Here is a 25,538-nt window from a genome sequence, read left to right as displayed (position 1 = left end):
CCTTGAGCAGATCGAGCCGATATCTTCCGCGCGCACAACCCTTTTGAGCCCCAGTAGTGAAATACCTTGAATCGATGCGCAATTGAGGCAGCGGATGCGAGTGAACGCCATGGCCGACGGCCTTTCCATGAATGTTAGTTCACGTATGATGTTCCTATGCCGAAGGTGACGGAGGATCAGTGGAAGGCCCAGGAGCAGCGCTACCTGGACGCGGCGCGACGGTGCGTCAGCCGGATCGGGGTGGCGCCCGCCTCGATGGAGGACATCCGCAGCGAAGCCGGCGTGTCAGCCGGCGCGATGTACCGCTACTTCCCTTCGAAGGACGCCCTCATCCACGCCGCGATCGAGACGTCGCTGATCGAAGTTGCGGGGCTGATCGGCCAGGTTGGCGAACGCGAGGACATCTCGGGCCCAAACGCATATCTGTTGGCACTGCTGCAGACCTTCCGGCAATTCCGCCACCACACCGAAGGCGTCGACCTGTTCCGGTTGGCTGTCCAGGGTTGGGCGCACGCTCAGACGCAGCCCAAGACCAAGGCGATGGTCGTCTCGGCCTTCGGGCTTCAGCGGGCCGCGTTCGCCGAAGCCGTTTCCCGGTGGACGGGTCGAAAAGACGCGTCCGCCACCGCGATCGCGATTGGCGGCGCGGTGATCGGCTACATTGTGCAGTCGGCATTCACTGATGGCGACATCGACCCGAAGCAGTACTGCAGGGGCGTGGGTTCACTGAGCTGACTGGCTACGTCGACGGCGGATTGCTTTCGACGTCCTTCTTGATCGCGGCGATGGCGTCGACGGGCGTGAGGTTCTGGCCCTGGCTGTCCTGTCCGAGTTGCGGCCAGCCGGTGCCGTTGGGCCCGCGCAACTGATCCCAGATCTCGCGGACCTTGGTCAACAGTTCGGTCTGCTCCTGGTCGGTGAGCGCCATCAGCCATCCTCCGTTCGTTGTGATCCCGCATGCGGCCGCAAACTCTTGCGGTGTCAGCCCGTCGGCGGAGTTCATGTCGCAATTGCCGAACGGCGACGCCCCCTGCGGCAGATTGGGGCTGTAACCGCTGCCGTCGGTGTACTGGTGCGCCACCTGCCCGGGAAGGTTCGGATTGGACCCGTAACCCGCCGCGATGACGCGAAGGCCGTCCGGGCGTACCCGCCACATATTGTAAAAGTCAAAAGCATTGGCATAGCCGATGATTCGCGCCGTAGATCCCGCGTAGTCGGCCAGGTTCCAATACAGCGAATTGATCCAGCTCGACCCGTCTCCCGGCGGATTGCCGCCCAATTCGACGTCGAGCATCAAGGCGACCCGCGGATGCAGGCCACCTTGGGCGTCGATCATCGAGCGCACCGTGTTGGCGTTGGCCGCCCAGTTGGGTCGCACATAGGTGTAGATGATTCCGAACGTCAGTCGACCGCTGTCCAGTGCGTCGCGCATCCACGCGTAGTTCTGCGCGAAGTTGTGATCGTGATAGGTGCCATCGCAAACGCGAATCGAAAGCACCTGGTACGGATACGAGTCGTCGACGGGCACTTGAAATTCGGAGACGTCAGCGAACAATGTGTCGGTCAACGCAGCACTTCCTGGCGGGACGTATCTCGATGTTTGTCAGCCCTGTCGGTCTTCGACCATGACCCAGATGCGGACCATACCGTATGGCGCCGCCGGCGAAATCGAATCCGCCGAGCCCGCTTGCGCTCAGGTCCAGTTCCACCAATGGTTTTCGTCGCACGCCGCCGGGTATCGTCGCCGCCATGGCTGATCGAGCCGCCCGTGTTGACGACGTGCACCGGATCGCCGCGTCGATGCCCCACGTCACCCGCCTGGAAGGGCCGAAGGGCAACTTCATTTATCAAGTAGGCGGAAAGTCGTTCGTGTTCTTCCGGACTCCCCAGCCCGACGCAACCGATCCGGTCACCGGTGAACGCTATCCAGACGTGATCATGCTGTGGGTGGAGTCAGAGAGCGACAAGCTCGCGCTGGTCCAGGATCCTGCTTCACCGTTCTTTAGCACAGGCCATTTCGACGGGCATCCGTCGGTCTTGGTGCGGGCCGGTCGCTTGAAGGAAATCAGCACGACGGAATTAGCCGAGTTGATTCAGGACGCCTGGCTCTCGCGGGCATCGAAAAGGCGCGCCGCTGCCTGGCTCGCCCAACATCCGTAAGGCTTAACGGCGCCGATTCGACGACCCGCAATGTTTAGACGTGGGTGCAACGGGTATCGCTACTTCCACGGGAATCCTTCTCGGACACAACGGAGGTCACGATGCGAGGTCGTGGAATTCTTGGCGCAATTGTCGTGGTGTGGTTACTGATCGGAGTCTTCGCCGCGTACCAGCGGGACTACTTCAAGAGTGGGCCCACTAACTGCGCCTCAGCGGCGTCTATCGCGACGACAGTGGTTGCGGGTCCCTTGAATTACAAGTTCAACCCGCAAGTCAACTGCGATACGCATGTACCGCAGCCCAAGCAGTGAACTCCTACCTTCGAACAAAGGAAGTTGTCATGATTGTCGTCGGCGTTATTTTGCTGATCCTTGGGTTTGTGTTCGGAATCCATTTGTTGTGGGTGCTGGGCATCATTTTGACCGTGATTGGCGTGGTGATGTGGGCCCTGGGCTCCATGGGCCGTCCGGTCGCCGGCAGGCGGTACTGGTACTAACCCCGATGGTGGCGACCAGCCACTAGCGACGAAAAGGCCGCGTGGCCGCTTCGGCGGCCACGCGGCTTATTTTTTCACAGGCCACACAAAGGAATGCCATAGCGTTGGCCCAGTCAGTTGCGGATACTTGAGGTTGTGTCATATCCCCGAACAGCGGTAGAGCGCGTCGTGATGTGTCGTGCCGACGGTAACCCGATCCATGTGCTGGTAGTCGACGACGAACCCGTTCTCGCCGAGATGGTGTCGATGGCGTTGCGGTACGAGGGGTGGAATATCGCCACCGCCGTAGACGGGTCGTCGGCCATCGCGGCGGCCCGCGCGGAGCGCCCCGACGTTGTCGTGCTCGACGTGATGCTGCCCGATATGAGCGGCCTCGACGTGCTGCACAAACTGCGTGAAGAGATTCCGCAGCTGCCGGTGCTGCTGTTGACCGCCAAGGACGCGGTGGAAGACCGCATCGCGGGGTTGACCGCAGGTGGCGACGACTACGTCACCAAACCGTTCAGCATCGAGGAGGTGGTGCTGCGGTTGCGGGCCCTGCTGCGGCGCACCGGGGTGACTACGGTGGACAGCGGCGCGCAGCTGGTGGTGGGGGACCTGGTGCTGGACGAGGACAGCCACGAGGTGACGCGCGCCGGCGAACCGATCTCGTTGACCTCCACCGAGTTTGAATTGCTGCGGTTCATGATGCGCAACTCCAAGCGGGTACTGAGCAAGGCGCAGATCCTGGACCGGGTGTGGAGCTACGACTTCGGCGGCCGGTCGAACATCGTCGAGTTGTACATCTCCTACCTGCGCAAGAAGATCGACAGCGGTCGCGAACCGATGATCCACACGCTGCGCGGCGCGGGCTATGTCCTTAAGCCGGCCCGCTAGAACTCCGCGAGTCTGGTCGCTTCGTTTCCGGCTTTTGGTCGGGCAGGTCGTCGTGCTCGCCGTGGTGTGCGTCGGAATCACTGCCGCGACCGAACTCGCCCTGCGTCATCACCTGCTGAAGCAGCTCGATCAGCAGCTCGGCGGGACGTCCTACCGGTCGGCGTTGATGTATCCGGAAAAACCCGGCTGGCGACACGAGCCGCATAGCTATCCGCGGCCAGGACCCGGGCCGCGGTTCCTCGACGCACCGGGGCAGCCGGCGGGCATGGTGGCGGCGGTGGTCAGCGATGGCAAGACGATCGACGCCGGCTACCTCACCAGCAGCGGTTCTCGGGCCGCGTTGACCCCGACCGCGCAGAACCAGCTGGAACACATCGCCGAAAGCCGCGCAGCGGTGACGGTGAACCTCGACGGGCTGGGCCGGTACCGTGTCGTCGCCGCCCCCAGCCGAAGTGGCGGCGACGTCATCGTCACCGGCCTGTCGATGTCCAACGTCGACGCCACGATGTTCCGGATGCTGGTGATCTTCGCCGTCGTCACCCTCATCGCGCTGGTTGCCGCCACCACGGCCGGCATCGTCATCATCAGACGGGCGCTGGCGCCGCTAAGGCGGGTCGCGCAAACGGCGAGCAAGGTCGCCGACTTGCCGTTGGACCGCGGTGAAGTCGAGCTGCCGGTGCGGGTCCCCGAATCCGACGCAAACCCCTACACCGAGGTGGGCCAACTCGGGTCCGCACTTAACCGGATGCTTGACCACATCGTCGCCGCGCTGTCGGCGCGGCAGGCCAGTGAGACCCGGGTGCGGCAGTTCGTCGCTGACGCCAGCCACGAGCTGCGCACGCCCCTGGCGGCGATCCGCGGCTACACCGAACTGACGCAGCGGATGGGCGACGATCCCGACGCGGTGGCGCACGCGATGAGTCGGGTGGCGTCGGAGACCGAGCGGATCACGCGTCTGGTCGAGGACCTGCTGTTGCTGGCCCGCCTGGATTCCGGCCGGCCGCTGGAACGCGAGCAGGTGGACCTTTCCCGGCTGGCGGTGGACGCGGTCAGCGACGCGCACGTCGCCGGCCCGGATCACCAGTGGGAGCTTGACCTGCCCGAAGAACCGGTGGTGGTGCCGGGTGACGCCGCGCGGCTGCACCAGGTGGTGACCAACCTGCTTGCCAACGCCCGCGTCCACACCAGCGCCGGCACCGTCGTGACGACGCGGTTGAGCACCGAGCCGACCTATAGCGTCCTGCAGGTGATCGACAACGGCCCCGGAATTCCGAAGGCGCTGCAATCGGAGGTGTTCGAGAGGTTCGCCCGCGGCGACACCTCGCGGTCGCGCAAGGGCGGCAGCACGGGGCTGGGTCTGGCGATCGCGTCCGCCGTGGTCAAGGCGCACCACGGGACGATCGCGGTGAAAAGTTCACCCGGTCACACCGAGTTCACGGTGCGGTTGCCGCTCAACGGGTCGCCACTTTAGGGACAGGTCGCGTCGATTTCGAACTGCTTGGTCACCGGCGCCATCGGGTTGGACATGTCCACCCCGGTGGCAGTCCCACTGATCTTGTAGTTGTTGCCGTCCTTAATGGCCGACGCGTTGCCCTGCCCGCCCGCGGCATATCCGAGTATCACGCCGTTAACATTGCCCAGAGCAACGGATGTCACCACCGGAGGGTCGGCGTCGGTGAGCACGGCGGCGATGCCGGTCGACGAGCCACCGATGATCGAGATGGTGAAGTTGCCGCTCCCGCTCCCGCCCGAGCAGCTGACTCGCCCGCCCACATTCTGGTCTACGCCGTCGATGAGGACCTTCGCGCTGCCGGCAGCGCCGCTGTTAGCCGATGGTGGGTTCCCGGATGGGCGCAAGCTATGAGGGCCAAAGGATGGGATCGCGATCGAGGGCATCGCCGCTGTCGGGGAGGGCTCTGACGAGCCGAAGTTGTTGACGACGAAGAAGATGACGCCGACCACTGCGGCCACGATGGCAAGTGCAATCGCGCCGATGATCACTGCGATCGCTACGCCCCGGCTGCCCTTACCGCTGCTTGCCTGGCCATAGGGCGCGGCCCACGGCGGTGCTGCCGGGTTCGCCGGGACGTAGGTCTCCGGCTTAGCGGTGTTCGACTGGAAAGCCAGCGGATCGTAAGCCGGCTCTGGCGGCGGGGTGGATGCTCGCCGAGTGTCCGGGGGCGGCGGGACAGCCGGTGTGGGTCGTTGATGAGGGACGGTAATCGCATCTCGCGCGGCGGTTGCCAATTCGATTGTCGTCGGATATCGCACACCCGGGTTTTTGGCCATTCCCCTGGCGATCACCGCGTCCAACTGCGGGGGCACGTTGGAATGGGTTGATGGTTGAGGTGGTGGTTCCGTAAGGTGTGCGGCCACTTGGCTTTCCATCGAGTCGCCGCGGAAAGGACGGGCCCCGGTCAGGCACTCGTACAGCACGCACGCCAACGCGTAGATGTCGGCGCGGGCATCGGCATCCTGCGCCTGCAAGCGCTCCGGTGCCATGTAATGCAGGCTGCCGATCATGTTCCCGGTGCCGGTCAAGCCGGTCTGGTCGGCTCCGCGAGCGATGCCGAAATCAATCAGATAGGCGAAATCGTCGTCGTCGACCAGGATGTTGGACGGCTTGACGTCACGGTGGATCAAGCCGACCTTGTGGGCGGCCTGCAGCGCCTTCGCCACCTGCTCGATGATCCGCACCGCACGCGCCGGCTCCAACGGGCCCTCCGCCAACACCTGCTGCAGATCGCGGCCCTCCACCAACCGCATGTCCACATACAGCTTGCCGTCGATTTCGCCGTAGTTGTGGATCGGAATGATGTGCGGATTGTTCAGCTGCGCGGCGGCGTCAGCTTCCCGGCGGAACCGCCGCACAAAGGAGCTGTCGCCGACCAGATGGGCCGGAAGCAGCTTGATCGCCACGGTGCGGTTGTTGGCCTCCGTGTCGCGGGCCCGCCACACCTCACCCATGCCTCCACGGCCCAGCAACTCGATCAACCGATACCGGCCAAACGGCGTACCGCCGTCGGTGGGCGAAGGATCTGGTGGTCCCGACATGCCTAACACAGTAAGTCCTAGGGCCCTGGATCACGCTAACCTGGCCACTTCGTTGGTGAGCTGATTGACCGACAACGGGCCTTCTCGGCGGGCCGGCCTGATGGCAAAGTAGTGGCGGTGGACTCCAAACCCCCTACCGCAGTCATCGAGTCGGCCTATAGCGAACACATTTTGCCCTTCCACGACACGGCGGATTTCGACGCTGCCGATCGTGGCTTCATTGCCGCCTTGTCTCCGTGCGTCGTCAAAGCGGCCGACGGACGGGTGGTATGGGACAACGACGTGTACTCATTCCTGGGCGGCCCCGCGCCGACGTCGGTGCACCCCAGCCTGTGGCGGCAGTCGACGCTGGTCGCCAAACAGGGTCTCTACGAGGTAGTGCCGGGCATCTATCAGGTTCGTGGCCTTGACCTCTCGAACATCACCTTCGTCGAGGGCGACACCGGACTCATCGTCATCGATCCGTTGGTGTCCACCGAGGTGGCCGCCGCGGCGCTGGAGTTGTATCGCACCCATCGCGGCGGTGACCGTCCCGTCGTCGCGGTGATCTACACCCACAGCCACGTCGACCATTTCGGCGGAGTCCTCGGCGTCACTTCGCAAGCCGACGTGGATTCGGGCGCGGTCGCGGTGCTGGCGCCCGAAGGCTTCACCACGCATGCCGTCCAGGAGAACGTCTACGCGGGTCCGGCAATGACGCGTCGGGCGACCTACATGTACGGCACGCTGCTGGCGCGTGGACCGCAAGGGCAGGTGGGCTGCGGGCTCGGCCAGACCCCGTCCACCGGTGAGGTGGCCATCATCGTGCCTACCATCGACATCCAGGGGACCGGAGAGAAGCACACGATCGACGGTGTGGAGATCGAGTTCCAGATGGCACCGGGCACCGAGGCCCCAGCCGAGATGCACTTCTATTTCCCGCGTTTCCGCGCGCTGTGCATGGCCGAAAATGCCACTCACAACCTGCATAACCTGCTGACCCTGCGGGGCGCGCTGGTGCGCGACCCGCATGCCTGGTCGGGCTACCTCACCGAGGCGATCGACACGTTCGCCGACCGCGCCGACGTGGTGTTCGCGTCGCACCACTGGCCGACCTGGGGCAGGGAGCGCATCATCGAATTCCTTTCGCTGCAAAGGGATTTGTACGCCTACCTACACGACCAGACGCTGCGGCTGCTCAACCAGGGACATACCGGCGTGGAGATCGCCGAAATGTTCCAGATGCCACCGGCGCTGGACCAGGCCTGGCATACCCGGGGCTATTACGGGTCGGTCAGCCACAACGTGAAGGCGGTCTACCAGCGTTACATGGGTTGGTTCGATGGCAATCCCGGCCGCCTGTGGCCCCACCCCCCAGAGGCGTTGGGTCCGCGGTACGTCGAAGCGCTGGGCGGCATCGACCGGGTGGTCGAGCTCGCCCAGACGGCGTTCGACTCCGGCGACTTCCGCTGGGCGGCAACGCTACTGGACCACGCGATCTTCACCGACGATCAGCACGATGCGGCCCGCGCCCTCTACGCCGACACGCTGGAGCAGCTGGCCTACGGCGCCGAGAACGGGACGTGGCGCAACTTCTTCCTCTCTGGGGCAACCGAATTGCGCGACGGCAACTTCGGCACCGCGACGACAGCCACCTCGCCGACATTACTTTCCCAGCTGACCCCGGAGCAGATCTTCGACAGCCTCGCCATCAGCGTGAACGGACCGCGCAGCTGGGACCTCGACATCGCCATCGATGTCACTTTCGCCGACCTGAACGTCAACTACCGGCTGACGCTGCGCAACGGCGTGCTGGTCTACCGCAAGGTTGCGGCCGACCCTTCGACGGCAACCGTTACGGTCAAGCTGGACAGCAAGTTTCGGCTGCTGGCCGTGTCGATGGGGGACTTCACCTCGCCGGGGCTCGAAGTGTCCGGAGACCCGGCGGCGCTGCAGACGTTGCTGGGTGTACTCGATCAACCGGACCCGAGCTTCAACATCGTCACGCCCTAAGTCTGCTCGAGCTACTAACGCGTCACCTCGACGATTACCTTGCCCAGCACCTTGCGGTCCGCGACATACCGCAGAGCCGCAGCAGTTTCGGACAACGGGAAGCGCGCGCCGATGAACGGCCGGATCTTGCCATCGGCGAACATCCGCGACAGCTCGGCGAGGTCGCGTGCGCCCTCGTCGGGGTAGTCGGCCATGAACGTCCGGATCTCCATGCCACGGATGGTGACGTCCTTGAGCATGACGAGATTGAGGGGAATGGCCGGAATGGATCCAGCGGCGTAGCCCAGGGTGACAAAGATGCCGCCGCGCGCCAGCCCGCGCAGCGCTGGTTCCGCATAAGACCCACCGACCGGGTCGAGCACGACTCGCGCGCTGTCACCGGTGAGTTCACGGATGCGCAGCTTGAGATCCTCGTTGTCGTAGTCGACGGTGGCCTCGGCACCCCGTTGCCGGCACAGCTCGAGCTTCTCCGGGCTGGACGCCGCCGCCAGCACCCGCGCCCCCATCGCCACCGCCAAGTCGACAGCCGCCAGACCCACGCCGCCCGCCGCGCCGAGCACCACGACCCAGTCACCCGGCCCGACTCGAGCCACCGATCGGACTGCGTGATAGGCGGTCCGATAAGTCACGCCGAATGCGGCAGCGGAAGCGAAGTCGACCCCGTCGGGTATCAGCTCCGCCGTCGTCCCGTCCAGCAGCGCCAGTTCGGCGAATGCTCCGAACGTGGTACCGAACACCCGTTGGCCCAGACCGACCGTTGCGCCGTCGCCGACAGCCACGACCTCACCGGCGATCTCATTGCCCGGTATGAACGGCGGCGGAATTCGCACCTGATACTTGCCGGCGATGAACAGCACGTCGGGGAAGTTGACCGCCGCCGCGTGGACCCGGACCAACGCTTGGCCGGGCGCCGGAACCGGGTCGGGGACGTCGGTAACGACCAGATCCTCCGGTGCGCCGTAGGCAGTGCAGACGACCGCGCGCATCAACCAACCCCCAACCCGCTCAGGCAGAATCGCACCAGGTGTGCTATGTCGGCGGCGTCAGGCCGGTCGGTGGCCCCGACATAGCGCCGCATGGTCGAGGCGGTGCAGCTGAACACCGCCTCCACGTCACGATCGATATCGCTGCTACCCAGCTCGGTGACCGGTTCAATCAGCAGATCCCGCATCGGCCGCATCATCTCCCGTTCGGCTGCCCGCCAATTGGTTCCGGCCGACATCTGCCCGGCGGCCGCGCGGCTCATGCTGATCAGGTGCGGGTCGGCGACCTGTGCCAGCGTGCCTTCGATCCAGCGCGCCACCTTGTCCTCCGGCTGGGACTCCTTGGCCATCTGATGCTGAAGGTAGGACACGACGATCGCCACCCCACGTTCCAGCACGGCCAGGATGAGATCGTCCTTGCCGGCGAAATACCGGTAGAACGCCTTGTTCGACGAACCGGCCTCGGCGACGATATCGCTGACCCGCGGCGGCTCGGGTGCGGCCCGCTCCATCACGCGGACCGCCGCCGCCAGGATGCGTTCGACCTCCTCGGTGGCCTCGCGCTGCCGGTCGTCGAGTGCCCGTTCGACGGCCGCGGTGACTCGGCTATTCACGGCTAATCAGCAAGCGCCGGAGCAAGATCCCCGTACTTGGCGCGGGCGGCCTCGAGGCGGATGTCCCGCAATTCGCTGGGCCACTCCGGATCCTCACCCTCGTAGTTCTTGAGCAGCAGCTTGGCCAGGTTGACCTTGTGCGCTTCGGTGGGCCCGTCGGCCAGCCCGAGCGCCACCCCGCCGAGCAGCACGTTGACCAACGGCAGCTGGGTCGTGGTGCCCAATGCGCCGTGCACCTGGATCGCGCGCAGCCCAATCGATTTGAGCACTTGCGACGCCAGGATCTTGCAGGCACCGATCTCGGCGCGAGCCGCGTGCTCGCCGGCGGTGTCGATCAGCCAGGCGGCGTGCAGCACCGCCAGCCGGAACGGCATCAGCTCGGTGTAGGAGTCTGCGATGAACTGCTGCACCAACTGCTTATCGGCCAGCGAACTACCCTGCGTGAAACGACTTTTCGCGCGCCGGGACATCATCTCGACAGCCCGTTGCGCTACCCCGATCGACCGCATCGCGTGGTGCAACCGCCCGCCGGCCAGCCGGGCCTGCAGGATCAAAAAGCCGAGACCCGCTTCGCCGAGCAGTGCGTCGGACGACACCCGAACCCCGTCGTAGCGGACCAGGGAGTGCCCCGGCTCATTCGGTGAGGCGCCGACCAAGTGGTAGTTGGCTTCGATGGTGAGGCCTTCGGTGCCCGCCGGGATCAGGAAGGTCGACGCGCCGCGGTGGACGGGCACATCCGGGTCGGTGATGGCGACGACGATGAAGAACGACGCGACAGCGGCGTTGGAGGAGAAGAACTTTCGTCCGGTGATCACCCAGTCGTCGCCGTCCCGCACGGCACGTGTGGTGAAGACTCGCGGGTCGGCCCCACCCTGCGGCTCGGTCATCGAGAAACACGAGAAGATCTCCCCGGACAGCAGTCCGTCCAGGTACCGGTCCTTCTGGTCCTGGGTTCCGAAGCGCGCGATGATCTCCGCGTTGCCGGTGTCAGGCGCCTGCGTTCCGAATACGATCGGTGCCCAGGGGCTGCGACCCAGAATCTCGTTGATCAACGTCAGCTTGACCGCGCCGAAGCCCTGCCCGCCCAGCTCGGGGCCCAAATGTGGTGCCCACAAGCCTTGGTCGCGAACCTGCTGCTTGAGTGGGTCGACAATGCGGCGTCGCTCGTCGGTCAGCGGGAGGAACTCGCAGCCCGGGAACAGCACCTCGAGCGGTTCCACCTCTTCACGGACAAACTCGCGAATCCAGTCCAGTTTCTTCTCGAACTCGGGTTCGGTAGAGAAATCCCAAGACATTCGATTACTCCTGACTTCTAGGGGATGCCGCCGTCGACGCGCAAGATCGAACCAGTGGTGAAGCTAGCTGCGTCGGAAGCCAGAAACAATGCGCCGCCGATGATTTCGGGTGGCTGGCCGGCACGCTGCAGCGAAAGATGGCCGAACCTGTTGATTTGGTCTTGCTCCAGGCCCCACGCCTTGCTGATGTCGGTCAAGAACGGCCCGGCCATCAATGTGTTCACCCGCACGGTGGGGCCCAGCGCCCGCGCCAGCCCTTCGGTCATGGCGTTGAGTCCGGCCTTGGCGGCCGCATACGGAATGATGCTGCCGTCCGGACGCAGCGAGCCGGTGGAGCTCACATTGATGATCGACCCGCGCCCGGCCGCCACCATCCGCTCGCCGACTAGGGCCGCTAACCGGAAGGGGCCCTTGAGATTCAGGTTGATCACCGCGTCGAACATCTTCTCGGTGACGTCGGTCAGTTTGTCGTACACCGGCGACATGCCCGCGTTGTTGATCAACGTGTCGATCTTGCCGAACCGGTCATAGGCCGCGTCAACCAAGCCGTCGAGCTGATCCCAGCGTCCCACGTGGACTTGGTAAGGCATCGCGGAGCGGCCGGTCTCGGCCTCGATGTCCCTGGCGGCGGACACGCAGTTGTCCATGTTGCGGCTGGCGATCACCACGTCGGCGCCGCAGCGGGCGGCACCGAAGGCCATTGCACGTCCCAACCCACGACTGCCGCCGGTGATCAGCACCACGTGGCCGGTGAGGTCGAAAATCCGGTCGGCAAAACCCATTTCAGTCCTCCTTACCGGGCAAAGACCGGGCCAGGCCGGCCGCGGTCGCGATGAGCTGCGGGATCATCGCCCCGAAAGCATCCTTGATCTTCTCGTCGACCTTCCCTGTCCGAACACCGGCCGCATACGTCTTCTCCAGCACGATGCCGAGTTTCCAGTTGGCCAGCACCAGGTAGTAGTCGATGTTCTCGGTGGAGAGCCCGCTGACGGTCTCGTAGTGGGCCAGCAGTTCGCTGCGCGTCGGCATGCCGCGCATGTCCAGATAAAAGCCGTCTTCGCGGGGGTTTTCATCGTCGTAGCCCAGCAGCGCCCAGGCGACGTCGAGCAGCGGATCACCGACTGTGGTCATTTCCCAGTCCACGATCGCGGCCAGACGGGCCGGCTCGCCGTGGGCGAACATCACGTTGGCGAACTGATAGTCGCCGTGCATGATGCCCGGGGTGTAATGCGCGGGCCGGTTGCGGCGCAGCCAGTCGGCGGCCTCGTCCAAACCGGGTAGCTCGCGCACCTTATAAGCGTCGAGAAACTTGAGCCAGCGATCGACCTGTCGTTCGTGGAATCCGTCCGGACGGCCGAAGCCGTCGAGTCCTTGACCGCGCCAGTCCACCCGGCCCAGCTTGGCGGCCCCGTCGACCAGTTGAAAGGCCAGGCCGCGCCGGGCCTGTAGGTCGGTGTCGAATGGCGGTTGCCAGCCGCCGTCCATCGGGCTCCATCCGTCGATCGCGCGCATCACGTAGAACGGCATGCCGAGCACCGTGCCGGTTTCGTCGGCCGCGATCAGCTCCGCATGCGGCACATCGGTTCCCGACAGCGCGCGCACCAGCCGGATCTCCCGCAGCAGACCGTCGATGCGGGCGGCATCGGCCCGTGGGCCGGGCATCCGCAACACCATGCGTTCGGGCCCGCGCTCGATCAGATACAGGGTGTTCTGCGAGCCGCCGCTCAACTGGCCCAGCACCGGGTGCTCACCGCCGCCCGGTGCGTTGTTCGCGTCCAGCCAACGACCGAGGACGCCGGCATTCAGTTGAGTTCCGCTCGCAGTCACCATTGCCTGCACACCCCGCTCTCTGTGCAGAGAATAGCATTCTCCGCGGGCTTGGGAACCCCCGAAATCTCCCGTGCGAGGCTGGGCCCATGCAACTGCTTCTGGTCCGGCACGCGCTGCCGCTGCGCAGCGAACACGGTGAGGGCTCCGATCCGGACCTGTCGGAGGACGGGTTCGCGCAGGTCGCGCGCCTGCCCGAGGCGCTTGCCAGGTTCCCCATCTCGCGGGTGGTGAGCAGCCCGCAGCGCCGCGCCATCCAGACGGCGCAACCGGTGGCCGCAGCGCGTGAGCTACCGGTCGAGATCGACGACCGGTTCGCCGAGTACGACCGCGACCTGCCGATGTACATCCCCATCGAGCAGATCCGCCAGGAAAACCCGCAGGAGTGGGCGCGCATGGCCCAGGGGCAGCTGCCCAGTGCGGTCGACGAGGACGCGTTCCGGACCCGGGTGCGCGCGGCGCTCGACGACGTCGTCACCAAAGCCGGGCCCGATGACACGGTTGCGGCGTTCAGCCACGGCGGGGTGATCAATGTGTTGCTGCACGAAATTCTGGGGACGGCCCGCGTGCTGTCGTTTCCCATCGACTACGCGTCGGTCACCCGGCTGTTGTACTCCCGGACCGGTCAGGCGACGGTGGCCAGCGTCAACGGCACCGAGCACGTGTGGGATCTGCTGCCGAGAAACCAGCGGTGGTGAGGCGACGATGCGGGCCGTGCAGCGGCCTGAGGAGGAGCCGAACAATCCAGCGGTGGTAAACAAGTCAGGTGACTTCGGCTGACCGACTCGACGGGCTCGACCTGGCGGCGCTGGACCGGTATCTGCGTTCGCTCGGCGTCGAGCGCGACGGCGAATTGCAGGGCAAGTTCATCTCCGGTGGCCGCTCCAACCTGACGTTTCGGGTCTACGACGACAAGACCAGCTGGCTGGTGCGGCGTCCGCCGTTGCACGGGCTGACGCCGTCGGCGCATGACATGGCCCGTGAGTACAAGGTCGTTGCCGCGTTGCAGGACACACCCGTGCCGGTGGCACGCACGATCGCGTTGTGCGAGGACGACTCGGTGCTGGGCGCGCCGTTCCAGATCGTCGAATTCGTTGCCGGACAAGTGGTGCGCCGACGTAGTCAGCTAGAGGCGCTCGGCCGGCGCGCCATCGACGGCTGCGTCGACGCGCTGATCCGGGTCCTCGTCGACCTGCACAACGTCGACCCGAATGCCGTCGGGCTGAGCGATTTCGGCAAACCCAGCGGCTATCTTGAGCGCCAGGTGCGCCGATGGGGTTCGCAGTGGGAGCTGGTGCGGTTGCCTGACGACTACCGTGACGCCGACGTCGAGCGGCTGCATTCCGGTCTGCAGCAATCAATTCCGCAGCAGAGCCGCACCTCGATCGTGCACGGTGACTACCGGATCGACAACACCATCCTGGACGCCGACGACCCGACCCGGGTGCTCGCCGTCGTGGACTGGGAGCTCTCGACGCTGGGGGATCCGATCAGCGACGCGGCCCTGATGTGTGTCTACCGCGATCCCGCGCTGGACCTGATCCTCAGTGCGCAAGCGGCCTGGACGTCGCCGCTGCTGCCCTCGGCCGACGAGCTGGCGGATCGTTACTCGCTGGTCTCCGGGCTGTCGCTGGCGCATTGGGAGTTTTATATGGCGTTGGCCTACTTCAAGCTGGCCATCATCGCCGCCGGCATAGATTTCCGCCGGCGCATGTCGGAGCAGGCGCGCGGTGAAACGTCCGACTCGGTGCCCGAAGTCGTGGCTCCGTTAATCTCCCGAGGTCTGGCCGAGCTCGCCAAGCTGCTCGGCTAGCGATCGGGCCTGGATGGCCACCGCGTGGCTCTTCTTGGCGACTCGACGCAACTGCAGGATCCGTGCGGTGCCCACGGTCACCGTGATCAGCCCGCCACCAATGGCCGCCAGCAGCATGGCCACCCCTTTCGGCAGGCTCCACTTCCAGCCCAAGAACTGGAAATCGGCGGATTCGATGTTCTGGGTGACGAAGACCAGCAACAGGATCAGGACCAGGAAACCGAGGATCAACGATGTCCACAGGGCACCGGCACGGGTCAGCTTGGCTCCCGGATCCGCGCCGTGGGCCGGGGTTGCGGCCGGCGTGTGTGGGGCCTTCGCATGGGGCTGCTCTGACGCGGCAGGTGTATCACTGCTCATGAGTTCATCTTTGTCCCATCTGGCACAGAAAGAAACCAAACCACGCGGGAAACATGGCAACGCATGAACCGCGCATGGCGGCGGCTCGTCGTATTTGACATTACTGTCAACCGTATGAAAATGCCGCGGCGCGCGCTGGGCGCGGCTTTCCCCCTCGCAGTCTGGCTGGCGACCCTGTGCCTGGTTTCGGCATGCAGCAACGCCGATCCGCTCGGGCCGGAGACCCGCAGCATGAAATCCATCGTGGTCGGGTCCGGCGACTTCCCGGAATCCGAGGTCGTCGCCGAAATCTATGCACAGGCCTTGCAGGCCAACGGCTTCGAGGTCGGGCGGCGGATGGGGATCGGCAGTCGCGAGACGTATATCCCGGCGCTCAAAGATCATTCCATCGATCTGGTGCCGGAATACATCGGGAACCTGCTGCTGTACTTTGCCCCCGACTCCACCGCGACCATGCTCGACGCGGTCGAATTAGAGCTCTACAAGCGGCTGCCCGGCGACTTGTCGATCCTGACGCCGTCGCCGGCCTCTGACACCGACACGGTCACCGTCACCAGTGGGACGGCCGCCGCGTGGAACCTGAAAACGATCGCCGACTTGGCGGCGCACTCGGCGGACGTGAAATTCGGGGCGCCGTCGGCTTTCCAGACCCGGCCGGCCGGGCTACCCGGGCTGCGGCAGAAGTACGGACTCGACATCGCCCCGGGCAACTTCGTCGCCATCAACGACGGCGGCGGCGCGGTGACCGTGCGCGCGCTGGTGGAGGGCAGGGTGACCGCCGCTAATATCTTCAGCACGTCAGCGGCTATCCCGCAGAACCACCTGGTGGCGCTCGAGGATCCGGAGCACAACTTCCTGGCCGGCAACATTGTGCCGCTGGTGAATTCGCAGAAGAAGTCGGACCGTCTCAAGGATGTGCTGGACGCGGTGTCGGCCAAGCTGACCACCGCCGGCCTGGCTGGGCTCAACGCCGCGGTGGCGGGCAACTCCGGCGTGGATCCCGACCAAGCTGCACGAAAATGGGTACACGACAACGGCTTCGATCATTCGCTCGGGAAATAGGCTGACAGTTGATCATTTTCGAGAAAGTCAGCAAGGTATTCGCCGACGGGACCACCGCCGTCGACGATCTGAACCTGGAAGTTCCTAACGGCAAGCTGACGGTTTTCGTCGGCTCCTCCGGCAGCGGAAAGACCACGGCGCTGCGGATGATCAACCGGATGATCGAGCCGACCAGCGGCACGATCACCGTCGACGGCAAAGACGTATCCGCCGTCGACCCGGTGAAGCTGCGCCTCGGAATGGGGTACGTCATTCAGCACGCGGGGCTGATGCCGCACCAACGGGTGATCGACAACGTCGCGACGGTGCCGGTGCTGAAGGGCCAGTCCCGCAAAGCCGCCCGCAAGGCGGCCTACGAGGTGCTCGAACGGGTAGGGCTGGACGGCAATCTGGCCACCCGCTATCCCGCACAGCTTTCCGGCGGCGAGCAACAACGCATCGGGGTGGCGCGCGCTCTGGCCGCCGATCCGCCGATCTTGTTGATGGACGAGCCGTTTTCCGCCGTCGACCCGGTGGTCCGTCACGAGCTGCAGCGCGAAATACTGCGCTTACAAAGCGAATTGCACAAGACCATCGTTTTCGTCACGCACGACATCGACGAGGCGCTGATACTCGCCGACCGAGTCGCGGTGTTCGGGCGAGGCGGAGTGCTGCAGCAGTACGACGAACCCGCGCGGCTGCTGTCCCGGCCGGCCAACGACTTCGTGGCGAGGTTCATCGGCCTGGGCCGCGGCTACCGGTGGCTGCAGCTCATCGACGCGGCCGGGTTGCCGCTGCACGACATCGAGCGGATCTCTGCGGACCGACTCGCCGACGGCGCCGCGCAGCCGACCGACGGCTGGGCGGTCGTGGTCGACGCCGAAGGCGCGCCGTTGGGCTGGATCGACGCCGACGGCGTGCGCCGGCATCGCGCTGGCGTGTCGCTGGTCGACAGCATGAGCGGCGTCGGTTCGGTGTTCCGGCTGGGCGGAAATCTCAGCCAGGCGCTGGATGCGGCGCTGTCTTCGCCGTCGTCGGTCGGTGTCGTCGTCGACAACGCGGGCAAGGCGGTCGGCGGTGTCTGGGCCGCCGATGTGCTGGCCGAGGCCGAAGCCCGACGCCGGCCCGAAGGGCCCTGAACATGCACTATCTGCTCAACCACCTCGACGACGCCTGGACGCTGACCGTGATCCACCTGCGGCTCGCGTTGGTGCCGGTGCTGATCGGGCTGGCCATCGCGGTGCCGCTGGGTCTGCTGGTGCAGCGGGCGCCGATTCCCCGACGGCTCACGACGGCAACCGCGAGCGTGGTGTTCACCATCCCGTCACTGGCATTGTTCGTGGTCCTGCCGATGATCATCGGAACCCGCATCCTCGACGAGGCCAACGTCATGGTCGCGCTGACCGCGTACACCACCGCGCTGCTGGTGCGGGCGGTGCTCGAGGCGCTGGACGCGGTGCCGGCACAGGTGCGTGACGCGGCCACCGCCGTCGGCTACGGGCCAATCGCGCGGATGCTGAAAGTCGAGCTGCCGCTGTCGATCCCGGTACTGGTCGCCGGGTTGCGGGTGGTTGTGGTGACCAATATCGCGATGGTCTCGGTGGGTTCGGTGATCGGCATCGGCGGCCTGGGCACCTGGTTCACCGAGGGCTACCAGACCAACAAGAGCGATCAGATCGTCGCCGGCATCATCGCGCTGTTCGTGCTCGCGATCGCGATCGACATGCTGATCGACGTGGCGGGCCGAGTGGCCACGCCGTGGGAACGGCACTCGCGGCGGCGCTCGGCGGTGGGATCGATTGTGGGTGGCGCGCGATGAACTTCGTCGGGAAAGCGGTGTCCTACCTGTTGACCGCCGACAACTGGACCGGTCCGGTCGGGCTGGCGGCGCGGATCGCCGAGCACCTGGAATACACCGCGATCGCGGTAGGGGCGTCGGCGCTGATCGCCGTTCCGATCGGGCTGCTCATCGGGCACACCGGTCGCGGGAAGCTGCTGGTGGTCGGCGCCGTGAACGGGTTGCGTGCACTGCCGACGCTGGGCGTGTTGTTGCTGGGGGTGCTGCTGTTCGGGCTGGGCCTGGGGCCGCCGCTGGTTGCCCTGATGCTGCTGGGTGTTCCGTCCTTGCTGGCCGGCACCTACGCGGGCATCGCCAATGTCGACCGCACGGTGGTCGACGCCGCCCGCGCCATGGGCATGACGGAGACCCGGGTGCTGCTGCGGGTCGAGCTGCCTATCGCGATGCCGCTCATTTTGGGCGGGCTGCGTAGCGCGACCCTGCAGGTGGTCGCGACGGCGACGGTGGCCGCCTATGCCAGTCTCGGTGGGCTGGGCGGCTACTTGATCGACGGGATCAAGGTGCGCCAGTTCCACCTGGCGCTGGTCGGTGCGCTGATGGTGGCCGCGTTGGCGCTGATCCTCGACGGCCTGCTGGCGTTGGCGGTGTGGCTGTCGGTGCCGGGCACCGGCCGGCTAGGCAAAATGTTCGGTCGCCGGGAGGGCCTGCGAGTTGGACACAAACCTGCCGCCGTCGGTGGACACGCTCTACGGTAGACGAGTGAACGCACCCTCTTCTGATTCGACTCCGCGCGTATGGCCGGCGATGTTGACCTGGCGTGCACAAGACGTTTCGCGCATGGAATCGGTACGAGTGCAGTTGTCGGGCAAGCGAATCAGGGCCAACGGCCGCATCGTCGCCGCGGCCACCGAAACCAACCCCGCGTTCGGCGCCTTCTACGAAGTGCAGACCGACGATCGCGGCGCCACCAAGCGATTCGGGCTTACCGTCACCCTCGCCGAGCGGGAACGTCAGCTTGCCATTGCCCGCGACGAGGAGAACATGTGGTTGATCACCGACCACCAGGGGCAGAGACGGGCGGGATATAACGGCGCCCTCGACGTCGACGTGGTGTTCAGTCCGTTCTTCAATGCGCTGCCGATCCGGCGACTGGGCCTACACGAAGAGGCGGGCTCGATCGTCTTGCCGATGGTCTATGTGAACGTGCCCGAGATGTCTGTCAGCGCGGCGACCGTGAGCTACACCAGCGAGGGTCGCCTGGACGGGATCAAGTTGCGTTCGCCGGTCGCCGACACCACGGTGCGCGTCGATGCCGACGGGTTCATTGTGGACTATCCAGGCTTGGCAGAGCGGATCTGATCACCCCGCCCGCTCGGCCGGCGGCGGCGAGTTCCTCGCGCCACTTCTCCGCGCCGATGATGATGGCGATGATGTCGAAGCGCGGGAAGCTGTCGTAGCGCGTTCGCGCGGCGTGGCCGGCTTCGACGAGTTCCTGGACCGAGCTTTGGGCGGCCAGTGAGTCGCGGGCGCGGCCCAGCAGGTCGATGCACCGGTCGGCAGACACCAACAGTTGGGCGGAGTTGCCTTCGCACATCGCGCGCACCAGGTCCGGGGCGGTGCCTGCCACCCGGGTCGCGTCGCGGAAAGATCCCGCGGCCAGCGCGAAGGCCAGCGGAACCTCGGCGGCGGTGACGGCCAGCGCCTCGGCGAGCAGGTGCGGTAGATGCGAGATGGCGGCCGCTGCCGCGTCGTGCTCGTCGGATCTGGCCGGTACCACCACAGCCCCGCAGTCCAGCGCCAGCGTCATGACCATCGACCACACTGTGGGGTCGACATGATCGTCCACGCTGACCACCCACGGAGCCCTGGTGAACAGCCCGCCGTGACCGGACACCCACCCCGAGTGCGCGGTGCCCGTCATCGGATGCCCACCGACGAAGCGTTCCTGCAGCCCCGCCGCGGCGACCTCGTCGAGCACCGCGCTCTTGACGCTGGTGACATCGGTCAGCGGACAGTTGGGGGCCGCCTCGCGGATGTGGGCGAGCATGCTCGACACCGCCGGCATCGGGACGGCCAGCACGATCAACGCCTCGGTGTCGGCCGCGCGGCCAAGCGCTTCGCCGAGTTCGGTCGTGGCGTCGTAGCCGTCGGAGCGCGCACCGTGGGTGCCCTCCACTGATCGGTTGTAGCCGAAGACTTCACGGCCGGCTGCTGCCGTCGCCCGCAGTATCGAACCGCCGATCAACCCAAGCCCGAGCACGCACACCGGTGGCTTCACCACAGTCACAAGGTTGGCACAGTTCGGTGCCGGTGGTGGTTGCAGGTGTGGGTTGCTCGGGGTGCTCGCCTGCACTCGTCTGGTCACAGGCCTGGTCAGCGACTAGCGTAGGCGCCCATGGGAGCACAACGGGCCTCGGCGCAGGGCCCGTCGGCAGACACGCCGGACGGTTTCGGCGTTGCTGTCGTGCGTGAAGAGGGCCAATGGCGCTGTTCTGCGATGGCGGCCAAGTCGTTGACGAGTCTGTCGGCCGCCGAGACCGAGTTGCGCGAATTGCGCAGTGCGGGCGCCGTCTTTGGGCTCCTCGATGTCGACGACGAGTTCTTCGTCATCCTGCGCCCGGCACCGTCGGGTACCCGGCTGCTGCTCTCGGACGCCACTGCCGCGCTGGATTACGACATCGCCGCCGAAGTGCTGGACAACCTGGACGCCGACATCGATCCCGAGGATCTCGAAGACGCCGATCCGTTCGAGGAAGGCGACCTGGGGTTGCTGTCCGACATCGGGCTGTCCGAGTCGGTGCTCGGCGTCATTCTCGACGAGACCGACCTGTACGCCGACGAGCAACTGGGCCGCATCGCCCGGGAGATGGGCTTCGCCGACCAGCTGTCGGCGGTGATCGACCGTCTCGGTCGGTGATCGCAAGCGCGGCGGAGCTGGGCGCAGCGGGTCGCCACAAGTGACGGAGCCGGGCGCAGCGGGTCGCCGCCATCAGACCCGGTCGGTGATCGCTGACGAAGACCTGATCCGTGCCGCGCTGGCGGTTGCCGCGACGGCAGGCCCCCGCGACGTGCCCATCGGTGCGGTGGTTTTCGGCGCCGACGGAACCGAACTCGCCCGCGCGGTGAATGCCCGTGAGGCCCTTGGGGATCCGACCGCGCATGCGGAGATCCTGGCGATGCGGGCCGCGGCCGGAGTGCTGGGTGAGGGGTGGCGGCTGCAGGGGACCACGCTGGCGGTCACCGTCGAACCCTGCACGATGTGCGCGGGCGCACTGGTGCTGGCCCGCGTCGAGCGGCTGGTGTTCGGCGCCTGGGAGCCGAAGACCGGAGCGGTCGGATCGCTGTGGGACGTGGTCCGCGACCGGCGGCTCAACCACCGCCCGGCCGTGCGGGGCGGGGTGCTGGCGCAGGAGTGTGCCGCGCCGCTGGAGGCCTTCTTCGCCCGCCAGCGATTGGGGTGACCGGGGGCCGGTTCGGTAAGCTGCTCAGCGGTGGCGTGTCCGAGCGGCCTAAGGAGCACGCCTCGAAAGCGTGTGACGGCTAACACCGTCCGAGGGTTCAAATCCCTCCGCCACCGCCAAATCCTTCTGAATGCTAATGCAGCTCAGAGGGCATTTTCATGTCGCCTGGTCATGGGTCGTGCCCGCCCTCAAAGCGAAAAAGCAATCAGTTCGTGGTGTTGACCGTCCCCGCTCGTTCAGGACTGGGTTGGGGAAGCACGCTGTCGCGCAGCCACTTACAGGCGGTCAGCGCGAGCTCGAGGTTGAGGCGATCGTCGTCTAAGGGTCGCCCGCGTGCTTCGACCGCCTTTGCAATGCGGTATTTCACCGTGTTCTTGTGCAGGTGCATCAGCTCTGCGGTCGCCGCGTAGCTGCCCTGCACGCCAAGGAATGTCGCCAAGGTCTCACGCAGACGGGCGGTCGGCTCGGTATCGACGGCCAGCGCCCCAAGAGCAGTACGGACCAGTCGCCGCGTCGCGTCCAAGTCGCCAGCGAGGAGGCTGGCCGCACGCACACCGGGCTCGGCGAACGAGGTGATCGGCGGTGCCGCATCCTGCGCGAGAAGGGCCAGTTCATATGCGCTGCGGGCCTCGATGTGCGTGGTCCGGAACCCCGTAACACCTGCGCCACAGTCGCCCAATGCCATATACACGCCGGCAGCGTCGAGGTCAGGCACCTTCTGGAGTTCACCGGCGGCGAGCGGGGCCGCCTTGCGGCCTAGGGAGATCCAGCCCCAGGCTGACAACTTGTCTTGGGGCACGAAGAGTGGCTGCGACGCGGAGCCAAGCGCACTCGCCAACTTAGCCAGGAACCGCTCGAGGTCTCGAAGCTCGGCAGCTGAGCGATCTCGGGAGCGCCATAAAACCACGCCAAGGTGATGCTGGCGCAGCCGGTAGCCAAGGATCGCTTCGGCCGTCGGCACGTCCAGCGGTTCGCCGGCCAGGATTTCGGCGATTGTGGCGAACCGCACCGAGTTTTGGTTGGCATGCCAGCGTGCCCGCTCGGCCTCGTATTCGTGGGTGACCTGTTCGGAGACGATGTCGACGTACTCGAACGAGACATCGAGAAACACCCGAGAGGTGCGGTAAGCGATCAGCGGATCCGGTTCCGCTTCATAGACCCGCTCGACGGTCCAGGCAAGGGCGATCTTCTGCCCCAGCCGGTAGGCCCGGTTGAGCGCGTTGACGGAGATCCCGCGCTGGGCGAGGCGGCGAGCGTATTCGACCGCGGCGGGTGGGGCGGTGGCTTCGCTAAGCGACATGTCGTACCGGAGGATGCGCATGATCGTCTGCAGATTGTTCTCGTTGCTGGCGGTGAGCAGGTCGATGATCAACGGGTCGCCATGCAGCTCAGGGATCTCCGCGGCCTGATGGGCTTGCATGCTCTGGGTCAGCTCGGCAATGGAATCGGCCATCAGCGCGGCGACCTCAACCACGCGGACACGGACCGCCGCGTCGACATCGACATCGATTCGACTAGTGGAGTCTTGTCCACTGCGGACCAACGGCTTGGCCGCCTCCCGTTCGTTCCACCCAGGGCAACCAATGGTTTGGCCCAGTGAAACCATCCCCGTTATTGGGTTTGGCCCGTCAGGACATGGTGTCACCCATCACGGTCAGCCTAGCGTCGTGTCATACCAGTCCGAGGAAGGACAAAGCGATGACACTGGACTATCTGCCCTGGGTGCGGCCGGCAATATACGACGAGCGTCCGTGCGTGCGCGACGAGCGTCAAGCGCTGAGTTACGCGCAGTTCGCCGAGCGGGTGGATGCAGCAGCCGAACAATTCGCCAAACTGGGGGTGCGCCGCGGATCGGTGGTGGCGACCATGCTCTCTAACCGGATCGAGCTGCTCGTCGCGATGTTCGCCGCCTGGCGGCTGGGCGCTGCCGCCACTCCGATGAACCCGGTGTTCACCGCTACCGAGGCGGCCCATCAGATCAGCGACTCAGGCGCGGCGCTTGTCATCGTTGACGAGTCGAGCCAAGTGCCCGACGACACCGCGACGCTTCCGGTCTCGGACATGCGCATGACGCCTACCGGCGAGCTGGCGCCCGTCGAGACCGCTCCGGGAGACCTGGCGTTGCTGATTTACACCAGTGGATCGACCGGCAAACCCAAGGGGGTGATGCTCAGCCACGCCAACCTGGACGCGATGATCACGATGATGGGGCAGCAGGTCGCCATCGACGCCGTGGACCACTGCTTGCTCGTGCTGCCGCTGTTCCACGTGAACGCGATTGTCGTCAGCGTGTTGACACCCATGTCGGTCGGTGCCCAGGTGAGCATCCAGGCCCGGTTCCACCCCGTCAATTTCCTCGCGGCGATCGAAGAACTCCGAGCGACGTATTTTTCGGCGGTGCCGACCATCTACTCGCACTTGTTGGCGGCGGTGCAGGCCGGAGTCTCGAAGGACACCTCATCGATCCGACTGGGCATCTGCGGCGCCGCGCCCGCCCCCGCGGACCTGCTCGACGCGGTCGAGCGCACTCTCGGATTCCCAATGGTCGAGGGTTACGGGTTGTCGGAGTGCACCTGCGCTGCGACGTGCAACCCGGCGATCGGGCTGCGCAAGCCCGGCACGGTCGGCATCGCGCTACCCGGCCAGACGGTGGCGATCATGGCTCCCGACGGCAGCCTCGTGCCGGCCGGCGAGCGCGGTGAGGTCGTCATCCAGGGTCCCAACGTGATGGTGGGTTACCTCAACAACGACGAAGCTACGGCGGCGACGATCGGTGACGGTTGGCTACACACCGGCGATGTCGGCATCCTCGACGAGGACGGCTATCTGCGGATCGTCGACCGGATCAAGGACATGATCATCCGCGGCGGCGAGAACATCTATCCCAAGGAGATCGAGACTGTCCTCCAGGCCCATCCGGATGTGATGGCAGCTGCGGTCGTCGGCGCGCAGCACGACGTGTATGGCGAGGTGCCCGTCGCCTATGCCGAACTCAATGCAGGCGCCAAAACCGACGAGGCGGCATTGCGCGAGCACTGCGCGCAGCACCTCACCAAGATCAAGGTGCCCGTTGCCATCACGATCCTTGAGGCGCTTCCCACGAACGCGGTCGGCAAGGTCGACAAGCCGACGTTGCGCAGGAACACACCCCGCATCTCCGCTCCGGCGAAGCAGAGGGCCTGAGATGAGTGACACCCGATCCCGGGTGCCCTTGCTCGACTCGACTTTTCTGCGCATCGAGACGTCGGACACCCCGATGCACGTAGCTGCCCTACAGGTCTTTTCGCTGCCGGAGGACGCGGGCTCCGTGGCTCCCGCTTGGGACGTCGTCGAGCAGGTCGACATCGAGTACCACGTCCGGCACACCGCGCTCGGCCGGAGGTAGGCCTATTTCGGGCCGTAAAAACGTGAGTGCCTCGGCGGCGGCGTTGGCGCCGCACATACCGTGCGCGCCCGGGCCTGGCGGGGTGGCCGCCGAGCAGATGTACATGCCCGGAACGCCGAGTCGATACGGGTGGACGGTCGGGCGGGGACCGAAGACCAGCTGCGGCCAGAGCCACCGCAGGCCGTAGCGCTCGAGATCGAGCCCATTGAGGAACGGCGACCCGACGGCCATGGGATGGATCGCCGAGCACACATCGTGGATCAGCCCCGGCAGAGTCAGGTCGGTCGAGCGGACGCCGCCGCCGACCTTGTCCGCGGCTTCCAGCACGGTCACGTCCACGCCCTCTTTGGCGAGCGCGACGGCGGCTGCCAGGCCATTCGGCC

Annotated in this window: 27 protein-coding genes, 1 tRNA gene and 1 pseudogene; 18 read left to right on the top strand and 11 right to left on the bottom strand. The window is 65.8% G+C overall.

Annotated elements, in window-relative coordinates:
- The first annotated feature begins 156 nt into the window (after positions 1-156).
- The gene (locus tag VML93_RS25445; protein WP_325615041.1) at positions 157-735 is read left to right on the top strand and encodes a TetR/AcrR family transcriptional regulator; all 579 of its coding nucleotides are present in this window, start codon (positions 157-159) and stop codon (positions 733-735) included.
- Between the two features lie 4 nt (positions 736-739).
- Here VML93_RS25445 and VML93_RS25440 read toward each other — a convergent pair whose 3' ends face one another.
- A complete protein-coding gene (locus VML93_RS25440; protein WP_325615040.1) occupies positions 740-1,567 on the bottom strand; it encodes a hypothetical protein in 828 nt (275 codons plus the stop codon).
- A 182-nt stretch (positions 1,568-1,749) separates the two neighbouring features.
- Between VML93_RS25440 and VML93_RS25435 the strand changes: the two genes are divergently transcribed.
- The 5 genes from VML93_RS25435 (at position 1,750) to VML93_RS25415 (ending at position 5,003) form a co-directional block, all read left to right on the top strand.
- Positions 1,750-2,160: an MmcQ/YjbR family DNA-binding protein gene (locus tag VML93_RS25435; RefSeq protein WP_325615061.1), complete on the top strand. Its 411-nt coding sequence runs from the start codon at positions 1,750-1,752 to the stop codon at positions 2,158-2,160.
- A gap of 101 nt (positions 2,161-2,261) precedes the next feature.
- On the top strand, positions 2,262-2,471 hold the full coding sequence (locus VML93_RS25430) for a hypothetical protein (protein WP_325615039.1): 210 nt from the start codon (positions 2,262-2,264) through the stop codon (positions 2,469-2,471).
- A gap of 29 nt (positions 2,472-2,500) precedes the next feature.
- The gene (locus tag VML93_RS25425; protein WP_325615038.1) at positions 2,501-2,656 is read left to right on the top strand and encodes a DUF6131 family protein; all 156 of its coding nucleotides are present in this window, start codon (positions 2,501-2,503) and stop codon (positions 2,654-2,656) included.
- A 171-nt stretch (positions 2,657-2,827) separates the two neighbouring features.
- A complete protein-coding gene (locus VML93_RS25420) occupies positions 2,828-3,532 on the top strand; it encodes a response regulator transcription factor (protein WP_325615060.1) in 705 nt (234 codons plus the stop codon).
- Entirely contained in the window at positions 3,510-5,003 is a 1,494-nt protein-coding gene (locus VML93_RS25415; protein ID WP_325615037.1) for a HAMP domain-containing sensor histidine kinase, read from the top strand. The genes VML93_RS25420 and VML93_RS25415 overlap by 23 nt, the downstream gene beginning before the upstream one ends.
- On the opposite strand, the gene VML93_RS25410 is transcribed toward VML93_RS25415, so the two are convergent.
- Positions 5,000-6,586, bottom strand: coding sequence for a protein kinase domain-containing protein (locus VML93_RS25410; RefSeq protein WP_325615036.1), 1,587 nt, complete (start codon positions 6,584-6,586; stop codon positions 5,000-5,002). The two genes, VML93_RS25415 and VML93_RS25410, sit on opposite strands and share 4 nt — an antisense overlap.
- A 117-nt stretch (positions 6,587-6,703) precedes the next feature.
- Here VML93_RS25410 and VML93_RS25405 point away from each other — a divergent pair, with 117 nt between their 5' ends.
- A complete protein-coding gene (locus VML93_RS25405) occupies positions 6,704-8,578 on the top strand; it encodes an alkyl/aryl-sulfatase (RefSeq protein ID WP_414686442.1) in 1,875 nt (624 codons plus the stop codon).
- 14 nt (positions 8,579-8,592) lie between these two features.
- Here the strand turns inward: VML93_RS25405 and VML93_RS25400 are convergent, their stop codons facing one another.
- Genes VML93_RS25400 through VML93_RS25380 form a run of 5 tightly spaced genes read right to left on the bottom strand, consistent with a single transcriptional unit; the run spans position 8,593 to position 13,300 of the window.
- A complete protein-coding gene (locus VML93_RS25400) occupies positions 8,593-9,564 on the bottom strand; it encodes an NADPH:quinone oxidoreductase family protein (protein ID WP_325615034.1) in 972 nt (323 codons plus the stop codon).
- The gene (locus VML93_RS25395) at positions 9,564-10,175 is read right to left on the bottom strand and encodes a helix-turn-helix domain-containing protein (protein ID WP_325615033.1); all 612 of its coding nucleotides are present in this window, start codon (positions 10,173-10,175) and stop codon (positions 9,564-9,566) included. Before VML93_RS25395 ends, VML93_RS25400 begins: the two co-directional genes overlap by 1 nt.
- A 2-nt stretch (positions 10,176-10,177) precedes the next feature.
- Complete coding sequence (locus tag VML93_RS25390; protein ID WP_325615032.1) at positions 10,178-11,470, bottom strand: acyl-CoA dehydrogenase family protein; 1,293 nt, start codon at positions 11,468-11,470, stop codon at positions 10,178-10,180.
- Positions 11,471-11,487: 17 nt separating this feature from the next.
- Entirely contained in the window at positions 11,488-12,252 is a 765-nt protein-coding gene (locus VML93_RS25385) for an SDR family oxidoreductase (RefSeq protein ID WP_325615031.1), read from the bottom strand.
- A gap of 1 nt (position 12,253) precedes the next feature.
- Complete coding sequence (locus tag VML93_RS25380) at positions 12,254-13,300, bottom strand: phosphotransferase family protein (protein WP_325615030.1); 1,047 nt, start codon at positions 13,298-13,300, stop codon at positions 12,254-12,256.
- Between the two features lie 86 nt (positions 13,301-13,386).
- Here VML93_RS25380 and VML93_RS25375 point away from each other — a divergent pair, with 86 nt between their 5' ends.
- Both VML93_RS25375 and VML93_RS25370 read left to right on the top strand, forming a co-directional pair.
- The gene (locus tag VML93_RS25375) at positions 13,387-13,995 is read left to right on the top strand and encodes a histidine phosphatase family protein (RefSeq protein WP_325615029.1); all 609 of its coding nucleotides are present in this window, start codon (positions 13,387-13,389) and stop codon (positions 13,993-13,995) included.
- Positions 13,996-14,063: 68 nt separating this feature from the next.
- The gene (locus VML93_RS25370) at positions 14,064-15,110 is read left to right on the top strand and encodes a phosphotransferase family protein (RefSeq protein ID WP_325615028.1); all 1,047 of its coding nucleotides are present in this window, start codon (positions 14,064-14,066) and stop codon (positions 15,108-15,110) included.
- Here VML93_RS25370 and VML93_RS25365 read toward each other — a convergent pair.
- Complete coding sequence (locus VML93_RS25365) at positions 15,066-15,470, bottom strand: DUF1049 domain-containing protein (RefSeq protein WP_325615027.1); 405 nt, start codon at positions 15,468-15,470, stop codon at positions 15,066-15,068. The genes VML93_RS25370 and VML93_RS25365 overlap by 45 nt on opposite strands.
- A 114-nt stretch (positions 15,471-15,584) precedes the next feature.
- Between VML93_RS25365 and VML93_RS25360 the strand changes: the two genes are divergently transcribed.
- From VML93_RS25360 to VML93_RS25340, 5 genes are read left to right on the top strand one after another with little or no spacing between them, the layout of a single operon-like run.
- On the top strand, positions 15,585-16,532 hold the full coding sequence (locus VML93_RS25360; protein WP_325615026.1) for an ABC transporter substrate-binding protein: 948 nt from the start codon (positions 15,585-15,587) through the stop codon (positions 16,530-16,532).
- A gap of 8 nt (positions 16,533-16,540) precedes the next feature.
- Positions 16,541-17,650 (top strand): ABC transporter ATP-binding protein, encoded by a 1,110-nt coding sequence (locus tag VML93_RS25355; protein ID WP_325615025.1) that lies wholly within the window; start codon positions 16,541-16,543, stop codon positions 17,648-17,650.
- Between the two features lie 2 nt (positions 17,651-17,652).
- The gene (locus VML93_RS25350) at positions 17,653-18,330 is read left to right on the top strand and encodes an ABC transporter permease (protein ID WP_325615024.1); all 678 of its coding nucleotides are present in this window, start codon (positions 17,653-17,655) and stop codon (positions 18,328-18,330) included.
- The gene (locus VML93_RS25345; protein WP_325615023.1) at positions 18,327-19,064 is read left to right on the top strand and encodes an ABC transporter permease; all 738 of its coding nucleotides are present in this window, start codon (positions 18,327-18,329) and stop codon (positions 19,062-19,064) included. The genes VML93_RS25350 and VML93_RS25345 overlap by 4 nt, the downstream gene beginning before the upstream one ends.
- A gap of 4 nt (positions 19,065-19,068) precedes the next feature.
- Positions 19,069-19,668: a putative glycolipid-binding domain-containing protein gene (locus tag VML93_RS25340; protein WP_325615022.1), complete on the top strand. Its 600-nt coding sequence runs from the start codon at positions 19,069-19,071 to the stop codon at positions 19,666-19,668.
- Here VML93_RS25340 and VML93_RS25335 read toward each other — a convergent pair.
- Positions 19,631-20,575: a prephenate dehydrogenase gene (locus tag VML93_RS25335; protein WP_325615059.1), complete on the bottom strand. Its 945-nt coding sequence runs from the start codon at positions 20,573-20,575 to the stop codon at positions 19,631-19,633. The two genes, VML93_RS25340 and VML93_RS25335, sit on opposite strands and share 38 nt — an antisense overlap.
- Positions 20,576-20,704: 129 nt before the next feature.
- On the opposite strand from VML93_RS25335, the gene VML93_RS25330 reads away from it, so the two are divergent.
- From VML93_RS25330 to VML93_RS25320, 3 genes are all read left to right on the top strand, one after another.
- A complete protein-coding gene (locus tag VML93_RS25330) occupies positions 20,705-21,226 on the top strand; it encodes a tRNA adenosine deaminase-associated protein (protein ID WP_325615021.1) in 522 nt (173 codons plus the stop codon).
- Positions 21,227-21,311: 85 nt separating this feature from the next.
- Positions 21,312-21,770 (top strand): nucleoside deaminase, encoded by a 459-nt coding sequence (locus VML93_RS25325; protein ID WP_325615020.1) that lies wholly within the window; start codon positions 21,312-21,314, stop codon positions 21,768-21,770.
- 29 nt (positions 21,771-21,799) lie between these two features.
- Positions 21,800-21,889 (top strand) — tRNA-Ser (locus tag VML93_RS25320).
- Positions 21,890-21,975: 86 nt separating this feature from the next.
- Here VML93_RS25320 and VML93_RS25315 read toward each other — a convergent pair.
- Positions 21,976-23,376 (bottom strand): helix-turn-helix domain-containing protein, encoded by a 1,401-nt coding sequence (locus tag VML93_RS25315; protein ID WP_325615019.1) that lies wholly within the window; start codon positions 23,374-23,376, stop codon positions 21,976-21,978.
- A gap of 92 nt (positions 23,377-23,468) precedes the next feature.
- Here VML93_RS25315 and VML93_RS25310 point away from each other — a divergent pair, with 92 nt between their 5' ends.
- Positions 23,469-24,953, top strand: coding sequence for a class I adenylate-forming enzyme family protein (locus tag VML93_RS25310; RefSeq protein WP_325615018.1), 1,485 nt, complete (start codon positions 23,469-23,471; stop codon positions 24,951-24,953).
- Between the two features lie 259 nt (positions 24,954-25,212).
- Here the strand turns inward: VML93_RS25310 and VML93_RS25305 are convergent.
- Positions 25,213-25,538, bottom strand: a pseudogene (locus VML93_RS25305) (NAD(P)-binding protein); the annotation flags it as partial.

Origin of the sequence: Mycobacterium sp. (assembly GCF_035499775.1) — a bacterium.
Classification (GTDB): domain Bacteria; phylum Actinomycetota; class Actinomycetes; order Mycobacteriales; family Mycobacteriaceae; genus Mycobacterium.
The sequence above is the reverse complement of the archived record's forward strand: the minus strand, read 5'-3'. Positions and strand labels throughout refer to the sequence as shown.

Excerpts from the sequence above, each read along its gene's own strand:
- VML93_RS25445 (WP_325615041.1), top strand. The coding sequence starts at position 157 with ATGCCGAAGGTGACGGAGGATCAGTGGAAGGCCCAGGAGCAGCGCTAC.
- VML93_RS25435 (WP_325615061.1), top strand. The coding sequence starts at position 1,750 with ATGGCTGATCGAGCCGCCCGTGTTGACGACGTGCACCGGATCGCCGCG.
- VML93_RS25430 (WP_325615039.1), top strand. The coding sequence starts at position 2,262 with ATGCGAGGTCGTGGAATTCTTGGCGCAATTGTCGTGGTGTGGTTACTG.
- VML93_RS25425 (WP_325615038.1), top strand. The coding sequence starts at position 2,501 with ATGATTGTCGTCGGCGTTATTTTGCTGATCCTTGGGTTTGTGTTCGGA.
- VML93_RS25420 (WP_325615060.1), top strand. The coding sequence starts at position 2,828 with ATGTGTCGTGCCGACGGTAACCCGATCCATGTGCTGGTAGTCGACGAC.
- VML93_RS25415 (WP_325615037.1), top strand. The coding sequence starts at position 3,510 with ATGTCCTTAAGCCGGCCCGCTAGAACTCCGCGAGTCTGGTCGCTTCGT.
- VML93_RS25410 (WP_325615036.1), bottom strand. The coding sequence starts at position 6,586 with ATGTCGGGACCACCAGATCCTTCGCCCACCGACGGCGGTACGCCGTTT.
- VML93_RS25400 (WP_325615034.1), bottom strand. The coding sequence starts at position 9,564 with ATGCGCGCGGTCGTCTGCACTGCCTACGGCGCACCGGAGGATCTGGTC.
- VML93_RS25390 (WP_325615032.1), bottom strand. The coding sequence starts at position 11,470 with ATGTCTTGGGATTTCTCTACCGAACCCGAGTTCGAGAAGAAACTGGAC.
- VML93_RS25385 (WP_325615031.1), bottom strand. The coding sequence starts at position 12,252 with ATGGGTTTTGCCGACCGGATTTTCGACCTCACCGGCCACGTGGTGCTG.
- VML93_RS25380 (WP_325615030.1), bottom strand. The coding sequence starts at position 13,300 with ATGGTGACTGCGAGCGGAACTCAACTGAATGCCGGCGTCCTCGGTCGT.
- VML93_RS25375 (WP_325615029.1), top strand. The coding sequence starts at position 13,387 with ATGCAACTGCTTCTGGTCCGGCACGCGCTGCCGCTGCGCAGCGAACAC.
- VML93_RS25365 (WP_325615027.1), bottom strand. The coding sequence starts at position 15,470 with ATGAGCAGTGATACACCTGCCGCGTCAGAGCAGCCCCATGCGAAGGCC.
- VML93_RS25360 (WP_325615026.1), top strand. The coding sequence starts at position 15,585 with ATGAAAATGCCGCGGCGCGCGCTGGGCGCGGCTTTCCCCCTCGCAGTC.
- VML93_RS25350 (WP_325615024.1), top strand. The coding sequence starts at position 17,653 with ATGCACTATCTGCTCAACCACCTCGACGACGCCTGGACGCTGACCGTG.
- VML93_RS25345 (WP_325615023.1), top strand. The coding sequence starts at position 18,327 with ATGAACTTCGTCGGGAAAGCGGTGTCCTACCTGTTGACCGCCGACAAC.
- VML93_RS25330 (WP_325615021.1), top strand. The coding sequence starts at position 20,705 with ATGGGAGCACAACGGGCCTCGGCGCAGGGCCCGTCGGCAGACACGCCG.
- VML93_RS25315 (WP_325615019.1), bottom strand. The coding sequence starts at position 23,376 with ATGGTTTCACTGGGCCAAACCATTGGTTGCCCTGGGTGGAACGAACGG.
- VML93_RS25310 (WP_325615018.1), top strand. The coding sequence starts at position 23,469 with ATGACACTGGACTATCTGCCCTGGGTGCGGCCGGCAATATACGACGAG.